Source organism: Paraburkholderia sp. USG1, from assembly GCF_031570135.1.
Taxonomy (GTDB): Bacteria; Pseudomonadota; Gammaproteobacteria; order Burkholderiales; family Burkholderiaceae; genus Paraburkholderia; species Paraburkholderia dioscoreae.
The window spans coordinates 1-16,437 of record NZ_JAMWXW010000031.1; the positions used below are offsets into that span (position 1 = coordinate 1).

General features: G+C 63.4%; 13 protein-coding genes. 4 read left to right on the plus strand and 9 right to left on the minus strand.

The features are described from left to right. Positions 1 to 173 precede the first annotated feature (173 nt). Positions 174 to 1,337, minus strand: a complete 1,164-nt coding sequence (locus NE850_RS31055) for a porin (RefSeq protein ID WP_007177456.1) — start codon at positions 1,335 to 1,337, stop codon at positions 174 to 176. Between the two features lie 487 nt (positions 1,338 to 1,824). On the opposite strand from NE850_RS31055, the gene NE850_RS31060 reads away from it, so the two are divergent. The 3 genes from NE850_RS31060 (at position 1,825) to NE850_RS31070 (ending at position 4,931) form a co-directional block, all read left to right on the plus strand. After that, entirely contained in the window at positions 1,825 to 2,742 is a 918-nt protein-coding gene (locus NE850_RS31060; protein ID WP_268738028.1) for a LysR family transcriptional regulator, read from the plus strand. 233 nt (positions 2,743 to 2,975) lie between these two features. Further along, positions 2,976 to 4,721 (plus strand): FAD-dependent oxidoreductase, encoded by a 1,746-nt coding sequence (locus tag NE850_RS31065; protein ID WP_007177458.1) that lies wholly within the window; start codon positions 2,976 to 2,978, stop codon positions 4,719 to 4,721. Positions 4,722 to 4,739: 18 nt separating this feature from the next. Continuing rightward, a complete protein-coding gene (locus NE850_RS31070; RefSeq protein WP_007177459.1) occupies positions 4,740 to 4,931 on the plus strand; it encodes a hypothetical protein in 192 nt (63 codons plus the stop codon). A 60-nt stretch (positions 4,932 to 4,991) separates the two neighbouring features. On the opposite strand, the gene NE850_RS31075 is transcribed toward NE850_RS31070, so the two are convergent. The 3 genes from NE850_RS31075 to NE850_RS31085 are packed head-to-tail and all read right to left on the minus strand — an operon-like array spanning position 4,992 to position 8,012. Then, positions 4,992 to 5,975, minus strand: a complete 984-nt coding sequence (locus NE850_RS31075) for a 2-dehydropantoate 2-reductase (protein WP_007177460.1) — start codon at positions 5,973 to 5,975, stop codon at positions 4,992 to 4,994. 4 nt (positions 5,976 to 5,979) lie between these two features. After that, complete coding sequence (locus tag NE850_RS31080; protein WP_310699819.1) at positions 5,980 to 6,771, minus strand: class II aldolase/adducin family protein; 792 nt, start codon at positions 6,769 to 6,771, stop codon at positions 5,980 to 5,982. A 41-nt stretch (positions 6,772 to 6,812) separates the two neighbouring features. Next, positions 6,813 to 8,012, minus strand: coding sequence for an amino acid aminotransferase (locus NE850_RS31085; RefSeq protein WP_007177462.1), 1,200 nt, complete (start codon positions 8,010 to 8,012; stop codon positions 6,813 to 6,815). 238 nt (positions 8,013 to 8,250) lie between these two features. On the opposite strand from NE850_RS31085, the gene NE850_RS31090 reads away from it, so the two are divergent. Continuing rightward, complete coding sequence (locus NE850_RS31090; protein WP_007177463.1) at positions 8,251 to 9,192, plus strand: LysR family transcriptional regulator; 942 nt, start codon at positions 8,251 to 8,253, stop codon at positions 9,190 to 9,192. A gap of 24 nt (positions 9,193 to 9,216) precedes the next feature. Here the strand turns inward: NE850_RS31090 and NE850_RS31095 are convergent, their stop codons facing one another. From NE850_RS31095 to NE850_RS31115, 5 genes are all read right to left on the minus strand, one after another. After that, on the minus strand, positions 9,217 to 10,035 hold the full coding sequence (locus NE850_RS31095) for a helix-turn-helix transcriptional regulator (protein WP_007177464.1): 819 nt from the start codon (positions 10,033 to 10,035) through the stop codon (positions 9,217 to 9,219). A gap of 143 nt (positions 10,036 to 10,178) precedes the next feature. Continuing rightward, the gene (locus NE850_RS31100) at positions 10,179 to 11,306 is read right to left on the minus strand and encodes a hybrid sensor histidine kinase/response regulator (RefSeq protein WP_007177465.1); all 1,128 of its coding nucleotides are present in this window, start codon (positions 11,304 to 11,306) and stop codon (positions 10,179 to 10,181) included. 9 nt (positions 11,307 to 11,315) lie between these two features. Next, on the minus strand, positions 11,316 to 11,942 hold the full coding sequence (locus tag NE850_RS31105; protein WP_165188495.1) for a chemotaxis protein CheB: 627 nt from the start codon (positions 11,940 to 11,942) through the stop codon (positions 11,316 to 11,318). A gap of 10 nt (positions 11,943 to 11,952) precedes the next feature. After that, positions 11,953 to 12,798: a protein-glutamate O-methyltransferase CheR gene (locus tag NE850_RS31110; RefSeq protein ID WP_165188496.1), complete on the minus strand. Its 846-nt coding sequence runs from the start codon at positions 12,796 to 12,798 to the stop codon at positions 11,953 to 11,955. Positions 12,799 to 12,828: 30 nt separating this feature from the next. Beyond that, positions 12,829 to 16,395 carry a response regulator gene (locus NE850_RS31115; RefSeq protein WP_007177468.1) on the minus strand — a complete coding sequence of 1,189 codons (3,567 nt, stop codon included), beginning with the start codon at positions 16,393 to 16,395 and terminating at the stop codon, positions 12,829 to 12,831. Between the last annotated feature and the right edge of the window lie 42 nt (positions 16,396 to 16,437).

A 16,437-nucleotide genomic window follows, 5' to 3' on the forward strand; every position in this document is an offset into this window, starting at 1 on the left:
TGCCCACAGTTCGTCATCAATGATCGGCGTGCCCATCCCCTTGGTTCCTGTTGTTCAGATGGCCAAGGTTAACAGCTTGCCGAAAAGGTTAACAGCCCCCTCGGGGTCTTTTTGAAATGGTCTCTAAAGGATGGTCGGCCGCATCAGCCCGGCAAACGGCAACAGCAGTGACATCAGAACCGGTGACGGATGCCCGTCGTCACGAGAAACTGGTTGCTCGCCGTGGACGGCGCGGAGGTGCCGTTGATTTGCACGGTATTCAGCCCGCGACCGTTGTTCGCGCCGAGCTGCGTGACCGCTTCCGCGTAAACGTCGGTACGCTTGGACAGCGAGTAGTCAGCCTGCAGACCGAACTGATTCCAGTGGGCCGCGCCGGTGTTCGTGTCGCTGGTGCCCGGCGTGGCGCGCAGTGCCTGCGTATAAGTGTAGGCCGCGCCCAAACCCAGTTCCGGCGTCAGGTTGTAGCGTGCATTGACCTCGTAGTTGTTGTAACGGACCGAGATGTCAGAGAACTTGTCCTGGAAGCGGCTCTGCGTAAAGACGGTGCCGAGAATGAACGGACCGAACGTGTAGCTTCCGCCGAGACCCCAGGTACGCTGATTCTGAACACCGCTGACAGCGGATGCCGCGAAGGTGCCGCCGCTGATCGCGCCATTGCTCTGATTCAGGTCCATGCCCTGGTACTGGAGATAGGCCGCGCCCAGTTGCAAGCCACCGTTGCGGTAACCCGCGCCGATGCTGTACGCCCGGTTGTCGGCGAAGCCCGCATTGTTCGAGAAGCCGTACAGGCCGCTCATCGAGAAGCCGGCGTAGTTCGCGCTCTGGAACTTGACCGAGTTGTTGACGCTGATCGACGAGTTGGCGTTGTCGTTGTCGCCCGGATGCGCGAAGTACGTGCCGCCCCAGCTGCCGGCCGCTGTCAGCGGCGCGAGATAGTCGACCACGGAGTCGTACTGGCGGCCGAACGAAACCGTACCGTACTCATTGGACAGGCCGACATACGCCTGGCGGTTGAACAGCTTGTTGGACACAGCCTGGTTGCCGTTCGCAATGTTGAATCCGCTTTCCAGGTTGAAGACCGTTTTCAGCCCGCCACCCAGATCTTCGACCCCGCGCAGGCCCCAGCGGCTCGGCTGGATGTTGCCGCCGGTCATGCCGAACATGGCCTTGCCACCCGTGACGCGCCCGTCGGACGTTACGGTGGAATCCTTGCTGACTTCATTGCTCACATAGGTCAGGCCCGCATCGACAATGCCGTATAGCGTGACGCTGCTCTGGGCGTGCGCCGCGCACGCAAAAGTGGCGGAGACGGCGGTCGCAGTAATGATTTTTTTCATTTCGAATACCTTGGCGTTTTATCTTAAAACTCGGTTGCCGGCATGAGATTAAATCTGCCGCAACCAGGATGCACCCATCTCCAATTTCATTGGAATACATATTGAAGACAGACTCTGCGTGCAATTTGCATTCTAGACGCCGGCCTCGAACGCAATCATGCAAAACAATGCAAAAGTATTTTTAACTTATATTTGAGATAATCTCGAAAACGACAGGCAAACCCGGCGTGGTGCCGGATGCGTATAATTCCCATCCATAATCGCGTCACGATCCGCCAGGCCTGACCGTTGCTCAAGCCCAACAAAATAAAACCCCGCCTTTTTTTGAGAAAGAAATACCGATACCGTAAATAAAAATTAAATCATATTTAACCCACCTATATATCGTAGACAGGGAGACCATTGATTATCTGTTAAAAACTAATATCTCAATTTTCCCGCACATATCTGTTAAAGCGTTGGTGATATCATGAATCAGCTTCAGGCAATGCGAGTATTTATCAACATCGCAGATACCATGTCATTCGGACAGGCGGCAGCCAATCTCGGCATTTCGAATGCGATGGCCACGCGCTACCTCGAGCAACTCGAAGCTCACCTGAACACAAGACTTGTCAATCGCAATACACGCAGCCTCTCCCTGACCGAAGAGGGGGAGATCTACTCAAAGGGTTGCCGCAACGTACTCGACGAAATCGAGGAGATCGAAACCGTCACGATACGCGGCACGATCGAGCCGGCCGGCACGCTGAGAATCGCGGCCGGCGCATCGTTCTCACTGTCCAGCCTCACGCCGCTGCTGCAGGAATATCTGCGGCAGTATCCGAATGTCAGACTCTCGGTCACGCTGTTGCACCAGCACGTCGATTTCGTGAAAGAAGGCTTTGACGTCGGCATCGTGCTGCCCAAGCAGATCGGCGGCACTACGTTGATCAAACGCTCGCTGCTGAGTGTCCGTCCCATTGCCGTCGCGTCGCCCAGTTACCTCGCCGTCAAAGGGGTTCCGTCGCGGCCGGCGGATCTGACCTCGCACACCTTTCTTGCCCTCACTGCCGCCTCGCATGACGGCGACTGGATCTTCGCTGCGCCGGACCGGCGCGAGAAACGCGTGACGCTCGACGCCGCGCTGATGGTGAACAATGCGCTGATGCTGCGGCAAGCCGCGCTCGCGGGCATGGGGATCGCGGTGCTGCCTGAGAACCATGTGCTGAACGATTTGCGCAGCGGCACGCTCATGCAGGTTCTGACGGACTTCCGCATCACCAATGCCGACAAAGAGTTGGCGCTGGTGTACGCGGATCGCCGCCACATTTCCGCGAAGACGCGGTCATTCGTCGACTTTTCGGTTGAATGGTTTCGCACCAACGCGGACCGTCTGACCTCCGCTGCGCCCGTTACCAGGTAGCCTGCGGCAAACAGATGCCGCGTCACGGTCCGCCCTCCTCGCATGCGGCGGCGTGGGCAGCTCAGTGGCGCGGCCCTGCCATGCGCTGCTTCTGTACCGAGCTTCTGTACCCAAAATGAGGACAGCGCCGCGCGCGCCCTCCTTCATACTTCGTTACCGATTCGCTCCGCCTGTGAAGAGCCAACCAGCCCCGGCGGGCAATCCACCCGGTATCGAAGATCCAGGAGACGCGCATGAACCGCCCCTTCAAACCCTATCCGTTTTCGCCTCGCCGCCATGAGGGCGTGGTGCCACCGCTAGTCGACGGGCGCGACCCGCTCGGGCGGCCGGTGGCGATCGTCGGCGGCGGCCCGGTCGGCATGACGCTTGCGCTCGCGCTGGCTCGCCAGGGCGTGCGCTCGGTGTTGATCGAAGCCGACGACAGCGTATGCATCGGCAGCCGCGCCATCTGCATTTCGCGCCGCAGTCTGGAGATTTTCAAGCGCCTCGGCGTCGTGCAAGGCTTCCTGCAAAAGGGCTTGCCGTGGGCAGGCGGCCGCAGCTTCTACCGCGACGCCGAAGTGTTCCGCTTCGCCATGCATCACGACGACGAACAATCGCTGCCGCCGATGATCAACATCGCGCAATACCAGATCGAACAGTTGCTGCTGGACGAAGTGGAACGGCATGCCGAGCTGATCGAGATCCGCTGGCAGACCCGCGTGACCGGCATCGAACCGGATCAGGCGAAAGACGACCGCGCCGAGCTGGCCAGCACCTCCGGCGCAACGCTCACGCTGCGCACCGGCGACACCGCGTGGCAGATGCACGCCGACTGGGTCGTGGCCTGCGACGGCGGCCGCAGCACGATTCGCGAGGCGCTCGGCCTCAAGCTCACCGGCACCACGTACGAAGGCCGCTACGTGATCGTGGATATCGAACTGGACAGCAAGCGCGCCGCCGAGCGCCTCGCCTACTTCGATCCGCCCTCCAATCCCGGTTCGACGGTACTGGTGCACAAGCAGCCCGACAACGTCTGGCGCATCGACTACCAGCTTCGCGACGACGAAGACCCGGAAGCCGCCGTGAAGCCCGCGAACGTCCTGCCGCGCGTGCAGAGCGTGCTCGACTCGATGGGCGAAACCGGCGAATGGTCGCCGATCTGGATCACCGTCTACAAAGCCAACGCGCTGACGCTCGAACGCTACCGGCACGGCCCGGTGCTGTTCGCGGGCGACGCCGCGCATCTCGTGCCGATTTTCGGCGTGCGCGGCGCCAATTCCGGTATCGACGACGCGGACAACCTCGGCTGGAAACTGGCTTGCGTGGTGAACGGCCTGGCTTCGCCGCGTCTGCTCGACACCTACAACGACGAGCGCGTGTTCGCGGCGCGCGAGAATCTGAGCTACGGCATGAAGAGCACGGAATTCATGGCGCCGCCTTCGTTCGCGTTCAATCTGATGCGCGAGGCCGTGCTCGGTCTCGCCGAGCGGCACGCCGCCGTGCGTCCGCTGATCAATCCGCGGCAGACGCATGCAATCGCTTATACGCAGTCGCCGCTCAACGAGGCCGCCGCCGACGCGCCTGGCTCGTTCAGCCGAGGCCCGGCGCCCGGCAGCGTGCTGCCGGAATGCCGGCTCAAACGCATGGACGGCGGCGAGAGCGTGGATATCCATCTCACCGATCTGCTCGAGCCTTGTTTCACGGCGCTGCGCTTCGGCGCGAGCAGCGATTCGACGCAAGAGCATGCATGGCAGGAGTTGCAACGCTCGCTGGCAGGGCAAGGGATTCCGTTCAAAGCCGTCACACTGGTCACGGATGAGACCGCGCATGCCACCAGCCCGACCCTGATCGACCACGCCGACAGCCTGCACGAGCGGTTCGACGCCACGCCCGGCACGGTCTATCTGATCCGGCCAGACGGCCACGTACTCGCCCGCTGGCGCAACGGCAGCGCGGCAGCCACGCAGCGCGCCATCAGCGCGGCGCTGACGATCTGATTCACGGAGACTCACATCATGACGGACAGCGATCTCGATCTGGTCTACACGACCCTCTGCAAGACCCTCACGAACCAGGGCGAACCGCAGGCGCCGCTCTATCTGGCCCGCCTTGCGATGCTCTGCCTGACCGAACTCGACGACCCGCAGCGGGCCTTGTCGTTGATCGAAGCGGCGCGGCTGCCGGCTTCGACCGAGGTGACGGCATAAAGCGTAAAAAAACTGCCGCGCCTGGCATGGGCGCGGCAGCTTTTCCTTCAGACACAGGCATCACTGCTTCGGATACAAACCCAGCGTGCTCGCATGCAGCCGCGCGAGTCCGAGCAGAGCATCCGTGTACGGCGTGGCAACGCCCGTCAGTTGTCCCAGCTCGCGTACCGCGCCCACCAGCGCGTCGAGTTCGACCGCTTTACCCGCCTGCACGTCCTGCAGCATCGAGGTTTTCATCGCGCCGAGTTTGAGCGTGATCGCGTGGCGGTCCGCCGGTTCCTGTTCGATCGGAATGCCGAAGCGCGCGCCAATCTCCCTCGCCTCCAGCATGATGCTCGTCACGAAGTTGCGCGCCAACTCGTCGCTGAGAATCCGGTCGGTCGTCGCGCCGGTGATCGCGCTGATCGGATTCATCGTCATGTTGCCCCACAGCTTGTACCAGACGTCGCGCTGAATCTGCGCCGACGTCGATGCATTGAAGCCGGCCGCCGCAAGCGTGGCCGTGAGCGCCGCGGCGCGCTCGCCCGACCGCCCCGACGCCTCGCCGATAATCAGCCCATTGCCCTGATGATGCCGGATGACGCCCGGCGCTTCGACGAGGCAACTGGCGTGCACCACGCAGCCCACCGTCTGCGCAACCGGAATCGCAGCGGCGATCGCGCCGTCGGGATCGATCGACTTCAGGCGCTTGCCGGCAAAGTCCCGCCCGAGCCCGTCGCAAAACCACCAGGGCACGCCGTTCATCGCGGTCAGCACGATGGTCTGCGGGTTCAGCAGCGGCGCGATCTGCGCGGCCACGGACGCCATTGCCGGTCCCTTGACGGCGACCACGACGAGATCCTGCACGCCGAGATTGGCGGGCTTGTCGCTCGCGTTCACCTTCACGCCATGCGTCACGCCGCCCTCGATCAGACGCAGGCCGTGCTCGCGCAGCGCGGCAAGCGTTTCGCCGCGCGCCACCACGCTCACGTCATGGCCGGCCTGCGCGAGCTTCACACCCATCCAGCCGCCGATCGCGCCCGCGCCGTAGATAGCTACTTTCATCGTTTCAATCCTTGTAACTGGCGTCGATGCGGTCCACTCGCCGCACCAGCGCGTCGAACACGTCCTGCCCCGCGCCGTGGCGCGGATCGAACTGCAGCGCGTCGCGCGAGCAGCGGATCGCAACGTCTTCCGGCACCGGCCGCGCGCGGCCCATCGCGAACGTCGCCATCTGGATTTCGCAGGCGCGATTGAGCGTCCACAGGACCGCGAAAGTTTGCGGCAAGGTGTGGCCCCACGCAAGCAGGCCATGATTGCGCAGGATCACCGCCTGTTTGTCGCCGATATGCGCGAGCAGGCGCGGACCTTCTTCCGCGTGCACCGTGATGCCCTCGAAGTCGTGATACGCAATGCGGTCGTGCAATTGCGCGCTGTAGAAGTTGGTCTGCTGCAAACCGTCTTCCAGACAGGCCACGGCGACGCCCGCCGTAGTGTGCGTGTGCATCACGCAGTGCGCGTCCGGCAGGCCCTCGTGAATCGCCGCATGCACGACGAAGCCGGCCGGGTTCACCGGATACGGCGAGTGATCGAGCACGCGCCCTCGTGCGTCAATCTTCACGAGGTTGCTCGCCGTCACCTCGCTATAGTGCAGCCCGAACGGATTGATCAGGAAGTGCCGCTCGCCGCCGCTCACGCTGGCGGGAACGCGCAGCGTGATGTGGTTATAGATCATCTCCGTCCAGCCGAGCATGTCGAAAATGCGATAGCACGCCGCGAGCTGCACGCGCGCGTGCCATTCGTCCGGATGCATCGTGTGGGCTTTCGGCGCGCTCGGCGCCGGCATTTCAAGTGTGGTCATTTGCGTCTCCTGTTATCGTTCTGTCGATCCAGAAATCGTGCTTAGGCGCCCGACACCACGGCCGCGATCGACTCCGCCACATACCCCGCGTTGCGTGCGTTCAACCCGGCCACGCACATGCGCCCGGAGCGCAGCACGTACACCGCGTATTCGCTGCGCAGACGCGCCACCTGGCTTTGGCTCAGGCCGGTGTAGGTGAACATGCCGCGCTGCGCGACGTAGCGCGCGCGCATCACTTCGTCCACACGGCCGGCGAGTCCGGCGTGGATCGTGCCGCGCATGGCGAGAATCCGCTCGCGCATGGCGGCGAGTTCCGCTTCCCACGAAGCGCGCAACGACGCATCCGCCAGCACGTTGGCGACGAGCCGCGCGCCATGCGTGGGCGGATTGCTGTAGTTCGCGCGCACCGTCGACATCAATTGACCGAGCACGCGGCCGGCCTCTTCCGCGCTTTTGCAGACCACGCTCAATGCACCCACACGCTCGCCGTACAGCGAAAAATTCTTCGAAAACGAATTCGCGGCGATCAACGGAATGCCCGCGTCGGCCAGCAGGCGCACGCAGGCGGAGTCTTCTTCCAGACCCGCGCCAAAACCCTGGTAAGCCATATCGACGAACGCGATCAGCTTGCGGCGCTGCAATACCGGCACCAGTTCGGCCCATTGCGCCGGGCTCAGATCGACGCCGGTCGGGTTGTGGCAGCACGCGTGCAACAGCACCACGCTCTGTTCCGGCAAGCGGCCGATCGTTTCGAGCATGTCGGCGAAACGCAAGCCTCCCGTGTGTTCGTCGTAGTACGGATAGGTGTTGACCGTCAGCCCCGCGCCCTCGAATACGACGCGATGGTTTTCCCAGCTGGGGTCGCTGATCCAGAGCTGCGAGCCCGGGAAATAGTGCTTCAGGAAATCTGCGCCGACCTTGAGCGCGCCCGATCCGCCGATGGTTTGCAACGTCGCGATCCGGCCCGCCTTGCGTGCCTCGCTGTCCGCGCCGAATACGAGCGCCTGCGCCGCATCGCGATAGAGCGGTAGGCCGGCCATCGGCAGATATGAGCGCGGGCCGATCGAATCGAGCAGCGCGGTTTCGGCCCGGCGCACCGCGTTCATCACGGGCAGCCTGCCGGCGTCGTCGAAATAGATGCCGATGCTCAGATTGACCTTGTTGGTGCGCGGGTCGAGTTGAAAGTCTTCGTTCAGGCTCAGAATCGGGTCGCCTGGATAAGCGGGAATGTGGTCGAACATGGTCAATCCTTGAATACGGCGCCGTGGTGGCTTCGCTTCGGCCCCGGTTGGCGCTGGTGTTGTGCAACGACGGCCCCGCATGCTCCGGCTGACGCGCCGGCCTGCTCACAACAGGGCGAGACGGAAGTCTAAGCGGGTTTGGCCGGGCGCGTCGATTGGGACAAGTCTCCCCGAACGGCCCGTGAAACACAATCAATCGATTTTTCACGATTCGTAAGTTTTTCTTTAGAATCGCCTGATGCCACTCACGCGCGTCACCATCCGTCAGTTCGAAGCGTTTCTCGCCATCGTCGATTTGCATAGCATCGGCGCGGCGGCGGAGCGGCTCGGGCTGACTTCGTCGGCGGTCAGCCAGTTGCTGGGCGACCTCGAAACGGAACTCGGCTTTCGCCTGTTCGATCGGACCACGCGTCGCGTGAATCTGTCGAGCGCGGGCCAGGATTTTCTGTCGTCGGCGGAATCGGTGTTGCGCCACGTGCGCGCCGCCGCGCAATCCGCCGACGATATCCGCAACCGCGCGGCCGGCATCGTACGGATCGGCGCGCCGCTGGTGCTGGCGGCGACCGCGCTGCCCGCGGCCATTGCCGACTATGCGCACGACAAACCCAAGGTCGTGGTGCGCATTTGCGACACCGTGGTCGAACAACTGGTGGAGCGCGTGGAAAGCGGCGACGTGGATCTCGCCATTGGCCCCGACCGCCCAAGCGGCACGCGCGTGCGTTGCGACCCGGCGTTCGCGAGTCCCTGGGTGATGTGGTGCGCGCCGAGCCATCCGTTGAGCGCGCGGCGCCGTGTGCAATGGCCGCACTTGCGCGGCGTGCCGATCATCGCCACCGGCCGCGACCACGAGCGCGCGGTCGGGCAAATGCTGGCCAACCTGCCGGTGGAGGCGCGCATCGTTCCCGTAGACGTGGTGGACAACGTCACCACGGCGTTCGGCCTCGCCGCGCAGGGCCTCGCCGTCACGCTCGCGCCCGCCTACGTCGCGCCGTTGGCGCGCAGCTTCGGGCTGATCATGAAGCGTATTGTCGACCCCGAAACGATCCGCGAAGTGTGCGTGTATCGCTCCACCGAGCGCGCGCTGTCGCCCCCCGCCGACGGTTTCGCGGATTTCATCATGCCGTGGCTGAAACGCTGGGATCGCGAAACGCAGGCCGAGACACGGTCAAGGCGTGCCTGACGGGCCGAGGCTCTAGCCGCCGGCTCAGGTCCGCTCGGGCACCATGCACAACGCGAACAACTGGCGCTGGCTCGATATCCCAAGGCGCGCGTAAGCACGCTTCTGATAGGTAATTACACTGGCAGGCTTGACGCCCATACGCTGTGCGATTTCAGCGGCGCTCGCGCCTTCCAGCGTGCCGCGCAGCACGTCGAGTTCGCGCGGCGTGAGGGCCGGGCAAGCACGTCTGACGCGCGCCAGCATCGCGGCGGCCGAACCTTGCTGATGCTGTCCGTTGAGCGCGTAATGGCCCTTGGCCGTGTGCGCGAACAGGTGCGCGAGGCTTTCCACATGCTCCAGTTCGCCCGGCTGAAATACCCCATAGGCGCGGTCGCGATACAGATTGATCGACAGCCAGACGCTTTCCACGGGCTGCACGAGCAACGATAACCGGTCGGACACGTTCGGCTGTGCGTAGCAGGCCGCGCGATAGGCTTCGTTTTCGATCTCGTCGCTTTGCTGCTGGTGCAGCACCAATGCGTCGCGAGCCGGTCTTTCGTGCGAGCGGCCGATGATCGCGCGGTTGCCGTCGAGCGCATAGAAATGCGTGGCATAGCGATCGGCGACGTCGCGCAGAAAACGGCCGCCGCGATGATCGGCCGCGGAAACCGTGCGCGGCCTCGCGTCGAATTCATAAGCGAAGATGGTGCATTGCGAAACCGGCAGCGTGTCGCCGACTGTTTTCAGCATGCTTGCGGCAAGCGCGTCGGCATCCGCATGCGAGATCGACATGACGAGCTCGGCCGCACGCGAGGTGCTGATCTGTTCGCCGCGGTGCGGTGGAGAAATGCGCCAGGAACGCATGATGGGAATCGGCTCGCCGTGCTGGGGTGGGTTCCAGCAAGCGTAGCACAGCGGAACGCGGGGCCGGTTTTTTGCCACCGGTTCAGCGCGTCGCATAAGCGCGTCAGTTCAGCGCGTCAGACAGACGCCCCGGATAAACGCGCTCACTTCCGCGTAAACGACCCGCGCTGGAACGTCACCATTCTCGGCAGCTCGATCGTAAAGATCGTGCCCGTGGCTTCCTCGGAATTCACGCTGACGTTGCCGCCGTGCATGCGCGCGATCTCCTGCACGATATGCAGGCCGAGCCCCAGCCCTTCACGCGAACGGGCACCGCTATTGTTCGGCCCAAAAGCCTTGAACAGATGCGGAAACACCTCGGGCGGAATGGTCCCGCGATTGGCGACCGTCAGGCGCACTGAATCGACCGCTTCGCCATCCACTTCGACGCCGATATCGCCGCCCGGCGCGCCATGATGCAACGCATTGCTCACCAAGTTCGACACGGCCTGCCAGACGAGGTCCGTGTCCCACGCGCCCGCGGTATTGCCGCGGCTCGCGAACACGATCTGCTTGCCGTTCTCCCGCGACGCGAACTCGTCGATCACCGACCGGCACAGCGTGGCCAACTCGATCGAGCGCGGCTGCAACGGCAGGCGCCCGCCCTGCAAGCGGGCGAGATTGAGCAACTGATCGACCATGCGCGCCATGCGCAGCGAACTGTTCTTCACGCGCGCGGCCACGGTGACCGATTGTTCGTCGGCCGCCGTACGCATCAGGTATTCCGCCGACGCCAGCACCGCGCTCAGCGGCGTGCGCAAATCGTGACTCAGTACCGCCATCAGCATTTCGTTGGCCTCCAGCATCTGCCGCGTGGTGACGAGTTGCGCCGCGAGCTGACGCTTCTGCTGTTCGAGCTGCACGAACACATCCACCTTGGATTGCAGGATGCGCGGATCGAACGGCTTGTACAGGAAGTCGACCGCGCCGGCTTCATAGCCGCGGAAGGTACGCGAAGCGTCCTGCGCGGTCGCCGTCAGGAAGATGATCGGCACGTGCGAGGTACGCGGACTGCCACGCATCAGCGCGGCCAGTTCGAAGCCGTTCATGCCCGGCATGTTGACGTCGAGAATCGCCAGCGCGACTTCGTGCTTGAGCAGCAGGTCGAGCGCCGCAGTGCCCGAATCGGCCACCAGCACGGCAAGATCCGGCCGCGCCAGCAAGGCCTCGAGCGCCGTGATGTTGTGGACGATGTCGTCGACGATCAGAATGTTCACAGGTGAATTCGTCATGGCATCGGGTCAGAAAGAGGCCGGCAATGCGGCAAGCCGCCGGCCTAAGGTTTCAGGAGAGTAAATAAAATCCGCTGCGCCGCGCTCGATCGCGGCACGCGGCATCTCGGGGGAGCCGGCGGTGTCCGGCGCCTGCACCCAGGTGGTGCCGCCCAACGCGCGCACGCGCTTCAGTCCCTGCACGCCGTCGTCGTTGGCGCCGGACAGCAGGATCGCCAGCAGGCGCTCGCCATACACGGCGGCCGCCGAGTCGAACAGCACGTCGATCGAGGGCCGCGAAAAACGCACGGCGGCGTCGGTGGACAGCGCAACGGTGCGGTCCACCTCCACCAGCATGTGATACCCCGGCGGCGCAATGTGCACACGGCCCGGCATGATGCGTTCGCCCGCATCGGGCTCGATCACGGGCAACGCGCAGCGGTGCGCGAGAGCATCCACAAGGTAGCTCGGCGAATCGGGCGGGAGGTGCGTGACAATCATCACGGCCGGTGCGAAATCCGTGGGCAGCGCGCCGAGCAGCACGCTCAGCACTTCCATGCCACCCGCCGAGCAGCCGATCACGACGAGCTCGTAGCCGCGCGCTTCATCTGCGCGCGGTTGAGGATCGGCGGCTGGCTGGACAGTTGGGCGTGGCATGATGGACGTGCTAGCGCTTCTGATAAATGCGTTCGCCTGGGCGAAACTCGTCGAACGCTTCGTAATGACGGGAAAAACGCAAACTTTCCTTGCTGCCCAAACCCAGAAAACCGCGCCGCACGAGCGCGTTCTCAAACAGACCCAGCGCGCGATCCTGCAAACCGCGATCGAAGTAGATCAGCACGTTGCGGCACGATACCAGATGCGCTTCGAGAAAAACTTCGTCGGTGGAGAGGCTGTGGTCGGCGAACACCACGCGCTCTTTCAGCGAGCCGGCAAAACGCGCGCCGCCATACGCGGCGTGATAGTAATCCGACAGCGAACGCTTGCCGCCTGCGGCCAGATAGTTCTGCGTGAAGCCCTGAATCCGGTCGAGCGTGTAGATGCCGGACTCGGCCCGCGCCAGTGCGTCCGGACTGATGTCGGTCGCGTAGAACAGCGTGCGCTCGGTCAGACCCTCCTCGTCGAAGAGGATTTTCAGCGACCAGAGTTCCTCGCCCGTGCTGCATCCTGCCACCCACACCTTGATCGACGGATAAGTACGCAGACGCGGCAGAACATGCTCGCGCAGCGCAAGGAAATACGCCGGATCGCGAAACATGTCGCTCACCTGCACCGTGAGGTACTGGAACAGCCGCGAGAACTCGTCGCCGTGACGCATGATGCGGTCCTGCAACTGCGACAGCGTCTTGAGCCCGAACTCATCGAGCGCCTGCGACAGGCGGCGCCGCAGCGACGATATCGCATAGTGGCGAAAGTCGTGCTGATACTTGAGATAAATCGCCTCCAGCAGCAGTTTCAACTCGATGTCGAAATCGCTGATGCGTTGCGGCGCATCGAATTCGGACTGGCTCATGCGTACTCGCTCACGTGTTCCCGTTCCCCGCTAGCGTTGCCGCAACCACACGCGGCACAGCGCGACCAGTTTGTCTACGTCGATCGGCTTGGAGACGTAATCGTCCGCGCCGGCTTCGAGGCAACGGGTGCGGTCGTTCGCCATTGCCTTGGCGGTCAGCGCGATGATCGGCAGATGCGCAAAACGCGGATTGCGGCGAATCTCGCCCATCGCGGTCAAGCCGTCCATCTCCGGCATCATGATATCCATCAGGATCAGATGCACTTCGGGTCCGTTTTCCAGCGCTTCGAGCGCTTCGCGGCCGTTGCGCGCAATCTGCAGTTTCGCACCGAGCGGCTCCAGCACGTGCGAGAGCGCAAAAATATTGCGCACGTCGTCCTCAGCCAGCAGGATCGTGCGGCCTTCAAAGGCATTGTCGCGCTGACGCACGGTGCGCAGCATGCGCTGCTGCTCGGGTGCGAGCGACGATTCGACGCTGTGCAGGAATAGCGTGACTTCGTCGAGCAGACGCTCGGGCGACTTCGCCCCCTTGATGATGATCGACTTCGAATAGCGGCGCAGGCGGTGCTCTTCGTCGTCGGAGAGCATGCGGCCGGTGTACACGATGACCGGCAGCGAGACATGCACGGTGTTCGTGGCGAGCCGTTCCAGCAGATCGTAGCCGGTGCCGTCGGGCAGCGCGAGATCGGTCACCACGCAGTCGAACGTGACCTTTGCCAGATACGCCAGCGCTTCGGCCAAGGTTGCGACCGCAACGATTTCCGTATTCTCGCTTTGCAGCAGCGCGCGGATGCTTTCGCGCATCGGCGCGTCGTCCTCGATCACCAGCACGCGTTTGAGGCGCTGTTGCAGACGCGCCTCAAGGCGGCGGATCGCGGCTTCCATCGTGCCGCGCGCGGTCGGCTTGAGCGTATAGCCGATGGCGCCGAGGTGCAGCGCCTTGTCGGCGTGGTCGGTGGCCGAGACGATATGAATCGGAATATGCCGTGTGAGCGGATCGTTCTTCAGCCACTCCAGCACGGTCAGGCCGGACCGGTCCGGCAAGCCGACGTCGAGCAGCACCGCCGCCGGGCGCATGTCGCGCACCAGCGCGAGACCGCTGGCGGCGTCGCTCGCGTGAACGAAATCGAAATCGAGTTCATGCGTCAGATCGCGCAGGATTTCGGCGAACGCGAGATCGTCTTCCACGGCCACGATCAGGCGGCCCGCACGCGTACGATTGTCACGGTCGTCGGCAATCGGGCCAATCGGGGTTTCGGGTGCGTTGCCCGTGGTAAGTCCGTTGGCAGGCGTAATCACCGTGGTCGTGCTGCCGCTCGAAGACGGCCGCGTCAGCAGCGGTTCTGCCGTCGATCCCGCCGCGGCCGGCGCACTTCCCTGCGCCGATACCGATACCGATACGGACACCGGCGCCGGCACGCAGGCGCCCTCGTTTGCGCTCAAGGCCGCTTCAGCATCGAGCGGCAGCCACAGCGTAAACACGCTGCCCTTGCCGACTTCGCTCGCCACCGTGATCCGGCCGCCCAGCAGACGCGAAAACTCGCGCGAAATCGACAGACCCAGACCGCTACCGCCGTATTGGCGACTGGTCGAACCGTCCGCCTGCTGGAACGCCTCGAAGATCATGTCCAGCTTGTCGGGCGCGATGCCGATGCCGGAGTCGCGCACGTCGATACGCAGCATCCCGCCGTCAGTGGGTGCAACCGAGAGCGCCACCTCGCCGTGCTCGGTGAATTTCACCGCGTTCGAAAGCAGGTTGCGCAGAATCTGCGTGACGCGCTGGCCGTCGCTGATGAACGTATCCGGCGTGCCCGGCAAGCGCTCGAAGGCGAGCCGCAAATGCCTCGCGGCCGCCATTGGCTTGAACATTTCCTCGAGCGCCTGCAAGGTCGCGTCGATCGACACCGTTTCGAGTTCGACCGTGACCTGGCCGGCTTCGACCTTCGACAGATCGAGAATGTCGTTGATCAGCACCAGCAGGTCGCTGTTGGAGGCGTGAATCGTCTCCGCGTAGCGCACCTGTTCTTCGGTCAGATTGCCGGTGCGGTTCTGCTGCAGCAGCTTCGCGAGAATCAGCGAACTGTTCAGCGGCGTGCGCAGTTCGTGCGACATGTTGGCGAGAAATTCGGACTTGTAGCGGCTCGACTGTTCGAGGCGCGCCGCGTTGGCCGCAAGGTCGTCCTGCGCACGCAGCAAATCGGACTTCTGCCGCTCGAGACGCTGCGCATATTCTTCCAGTTGCACGTTGGTCTGTTCGAGTTCGGCCTGCTGCGCTTCCAGTCGCGTTTGCGATTCCATCAGCGCGCGGCCGCGTTCTTCGAGTCCTTCATTGGAGACGCGCAACTCTTCCTGCTGAACCTGCAACTCTTCATTCAACTGCTGCGTTTCTGCCAGCGCATCCTGCAACCGCTCCCGATACAGCGCTGCTTCGACGAAATCGCCCATGCTGCTGGCGATCAGTTCCATGAACTCCTGGTCGCGCGGCGCCAGTTCGCGCACAAAGCCCAGTTCGACCACGCCGTTGACCTCGCCGTCGTTTTCGATCGGCACGATGAGCAGGTTCTTCGGCGCGCTCCTGCCGGTCGCCGACACCACCTGCACATAATTTGCCGGCACGTCGCGCAAGACCAGCGTGCGGCGTGCGGCGGCCGCCTGGCCGATCAGCGTCTCGCCTTCTTCGAAATTGCGCGCGGTGGCCTGTTCGCTCTCACGGCTGAAGCCGTACGTCGCAATGCGGCGCAGCGCGCCATGCCGTTTGTCGCGTACATAGAGCGCGGCAACGGCGGCGTCGAGATACTGCGCGAGGAAGTCGAGCATTGCGCGGCCCACCAGCGGCGGGGTGGCTTGACCAACGACCTTTTCGGCAAGCAGGCGTTGCCCCGAGCGCAACCATACCTGCTCCTGCAACATCTCGGTCTGTTCGGCCTGCTGACGTAGCACGCCGTCATACGTGGACGAGAGGCTCATCAGTTCGCGCCGCCCCATCCACGCAAGCAGTCCGCTCACGCCCAGGCTAAAGAGCAGAAACACGCTCACGAGCGTGGTGGTGACACGGCGCGTCGCCTCCGCGCGTTCCTGGCGCAGGCGTAATTCGACATCGAGAAAATCGCCGAATTCACGGCGCGTCTCGTCGAATTCGATCTTGCCGCGACCGCTCGCCACAGCGCTTTCGAAATTCTGATTACGGCGGCGCGCGTCGATCATCTCCTCAGCGTAGCGGTTCCAGCGCTGCTGGATCGCCTCGATCTGTTTGAGCTTGTCGACCTGTGGCGGGTTGTCGGAAACCAGTTCCTGCAAGGCTTCGATCTGGGTCTTGAAGCGCGGGCCGCCTTCTTCATAAGGCGCGAGAAAACTCTCGTCGCCCGTGATCAGGAAGCCTCGCATCGAGGATTCGCGGTCGACCGCGAGACGCAGCATTTCATTGGCCTGGCCGATCACGCGCTCGGAGTGCTCGGCCCAATTCATGGTCGAGACCAGATAAGCAATCAGTCCGACGAAGACAGCCATCGTCACGAGGCCGACACCCAAAGGCAACGCGATGTTGCGCCGAATGATGCTGCGAAAACGATTCTGGTCGACGGCCTGGGATGCGGTCATTTTTTCTGTCTTCGGCTTGGCGAATCGGGTCGATTCGGAATA

Excerpts from the sequence above, each read along its gene's own strand:
- NE850_RS31055 (WP_007177456.1), bottom strand. The coding sequence starts at position 1,337 with ATGAAAAAAATCATTACTGCGACCGCCGTCTCCGCCACTTTTGCGTGC.
- NE850_RS31060 (WP_268738028.1), top strand. The coding sequence starts at position 1,825 with ATGCGAGTATTTATCAACATCGCAGATACCATGTCATTCGGACAGGCG.
- NE850_RS31065 (WP_007177458.1), top strand. The coding sequence starts at position 2,976 with ATGAACCGCCCCTTCAAACCCTATCCGTTTTCGCCTCGCCGCCATGAG.
- NE850_RS31070 (WP_007177459.1), top strand. The coding sequence starts at position 4,740 with ATGACGGACAGCGATCTCGATCTGGTCTACACGACCCTCTGCAAGACC.
- NE850_RS31075 (WP_007177460.1), bottom strand. The coding sequence starts at position 5,975 with ATGAAAGTAGCTATCTACGGCGCGGGCGCGATCGGCGGCTGGATGGGT.
- NE850_RS31080 (WP_310699819.1), bottom strand. The coding sequence starts at position 6,771 with ATGACCACACTTGAAATGCCGGCGCCGAGCGCGCCGAAAGCCCACACG.
- NE850_RS31085 (WP_007177462.1), bottom strand. The coding sequence starts at position 8,012 with ATGTTCGACCACATTCCCGCTTATCCAGGCGACCCGATTCTGAGCCTG.
- NE850_RS31090 (WP_007177463.1), top strand. The coding sequence starts at position 8,251 with ATGCCACTCACGCGCGTCACCATCCGTCAGTTCGAAGCGTTTCTCGCC.
- NE850_RS31095 (WP_007177464.1), bottom strand. The coding sequence starts at position 10,035 with ATGCGTTCCTGGCGCATTTCTCCACCGCACCGCGGCGAACAGATCAGC.
- NE850_RS31100 (WP_007177465.1), bottom strand. The coding sequence starts at position 11,306 with ATGACGAATTCACCTGTGAACATTCTGATCGTCGACGACATCGTCCAC.
- NE850_RS31105 (WP_165188495.1), bottom strand. The coding sequence starts at position 11,942 with ATGCCACGCCCAACTGTCCAGCCAGCCGCCGATCCTCAACCGCGCGCA.
- NE850_RS31110 (WP_165188496.1), bottom strand. The coding sequence starts at position 12,798 with ATGAGCCAGTCCGAATTCGATGCGCCGCAACGCATCAGCGATTTCGAC.
- NE850_RS31115 (WP_007177468.1), bottom strand. The coding sequence starts at position 16,395 with ATGACCGCATCCCAGGCCGTCGACCAGAATCGTTTTCGCAGCATCATT.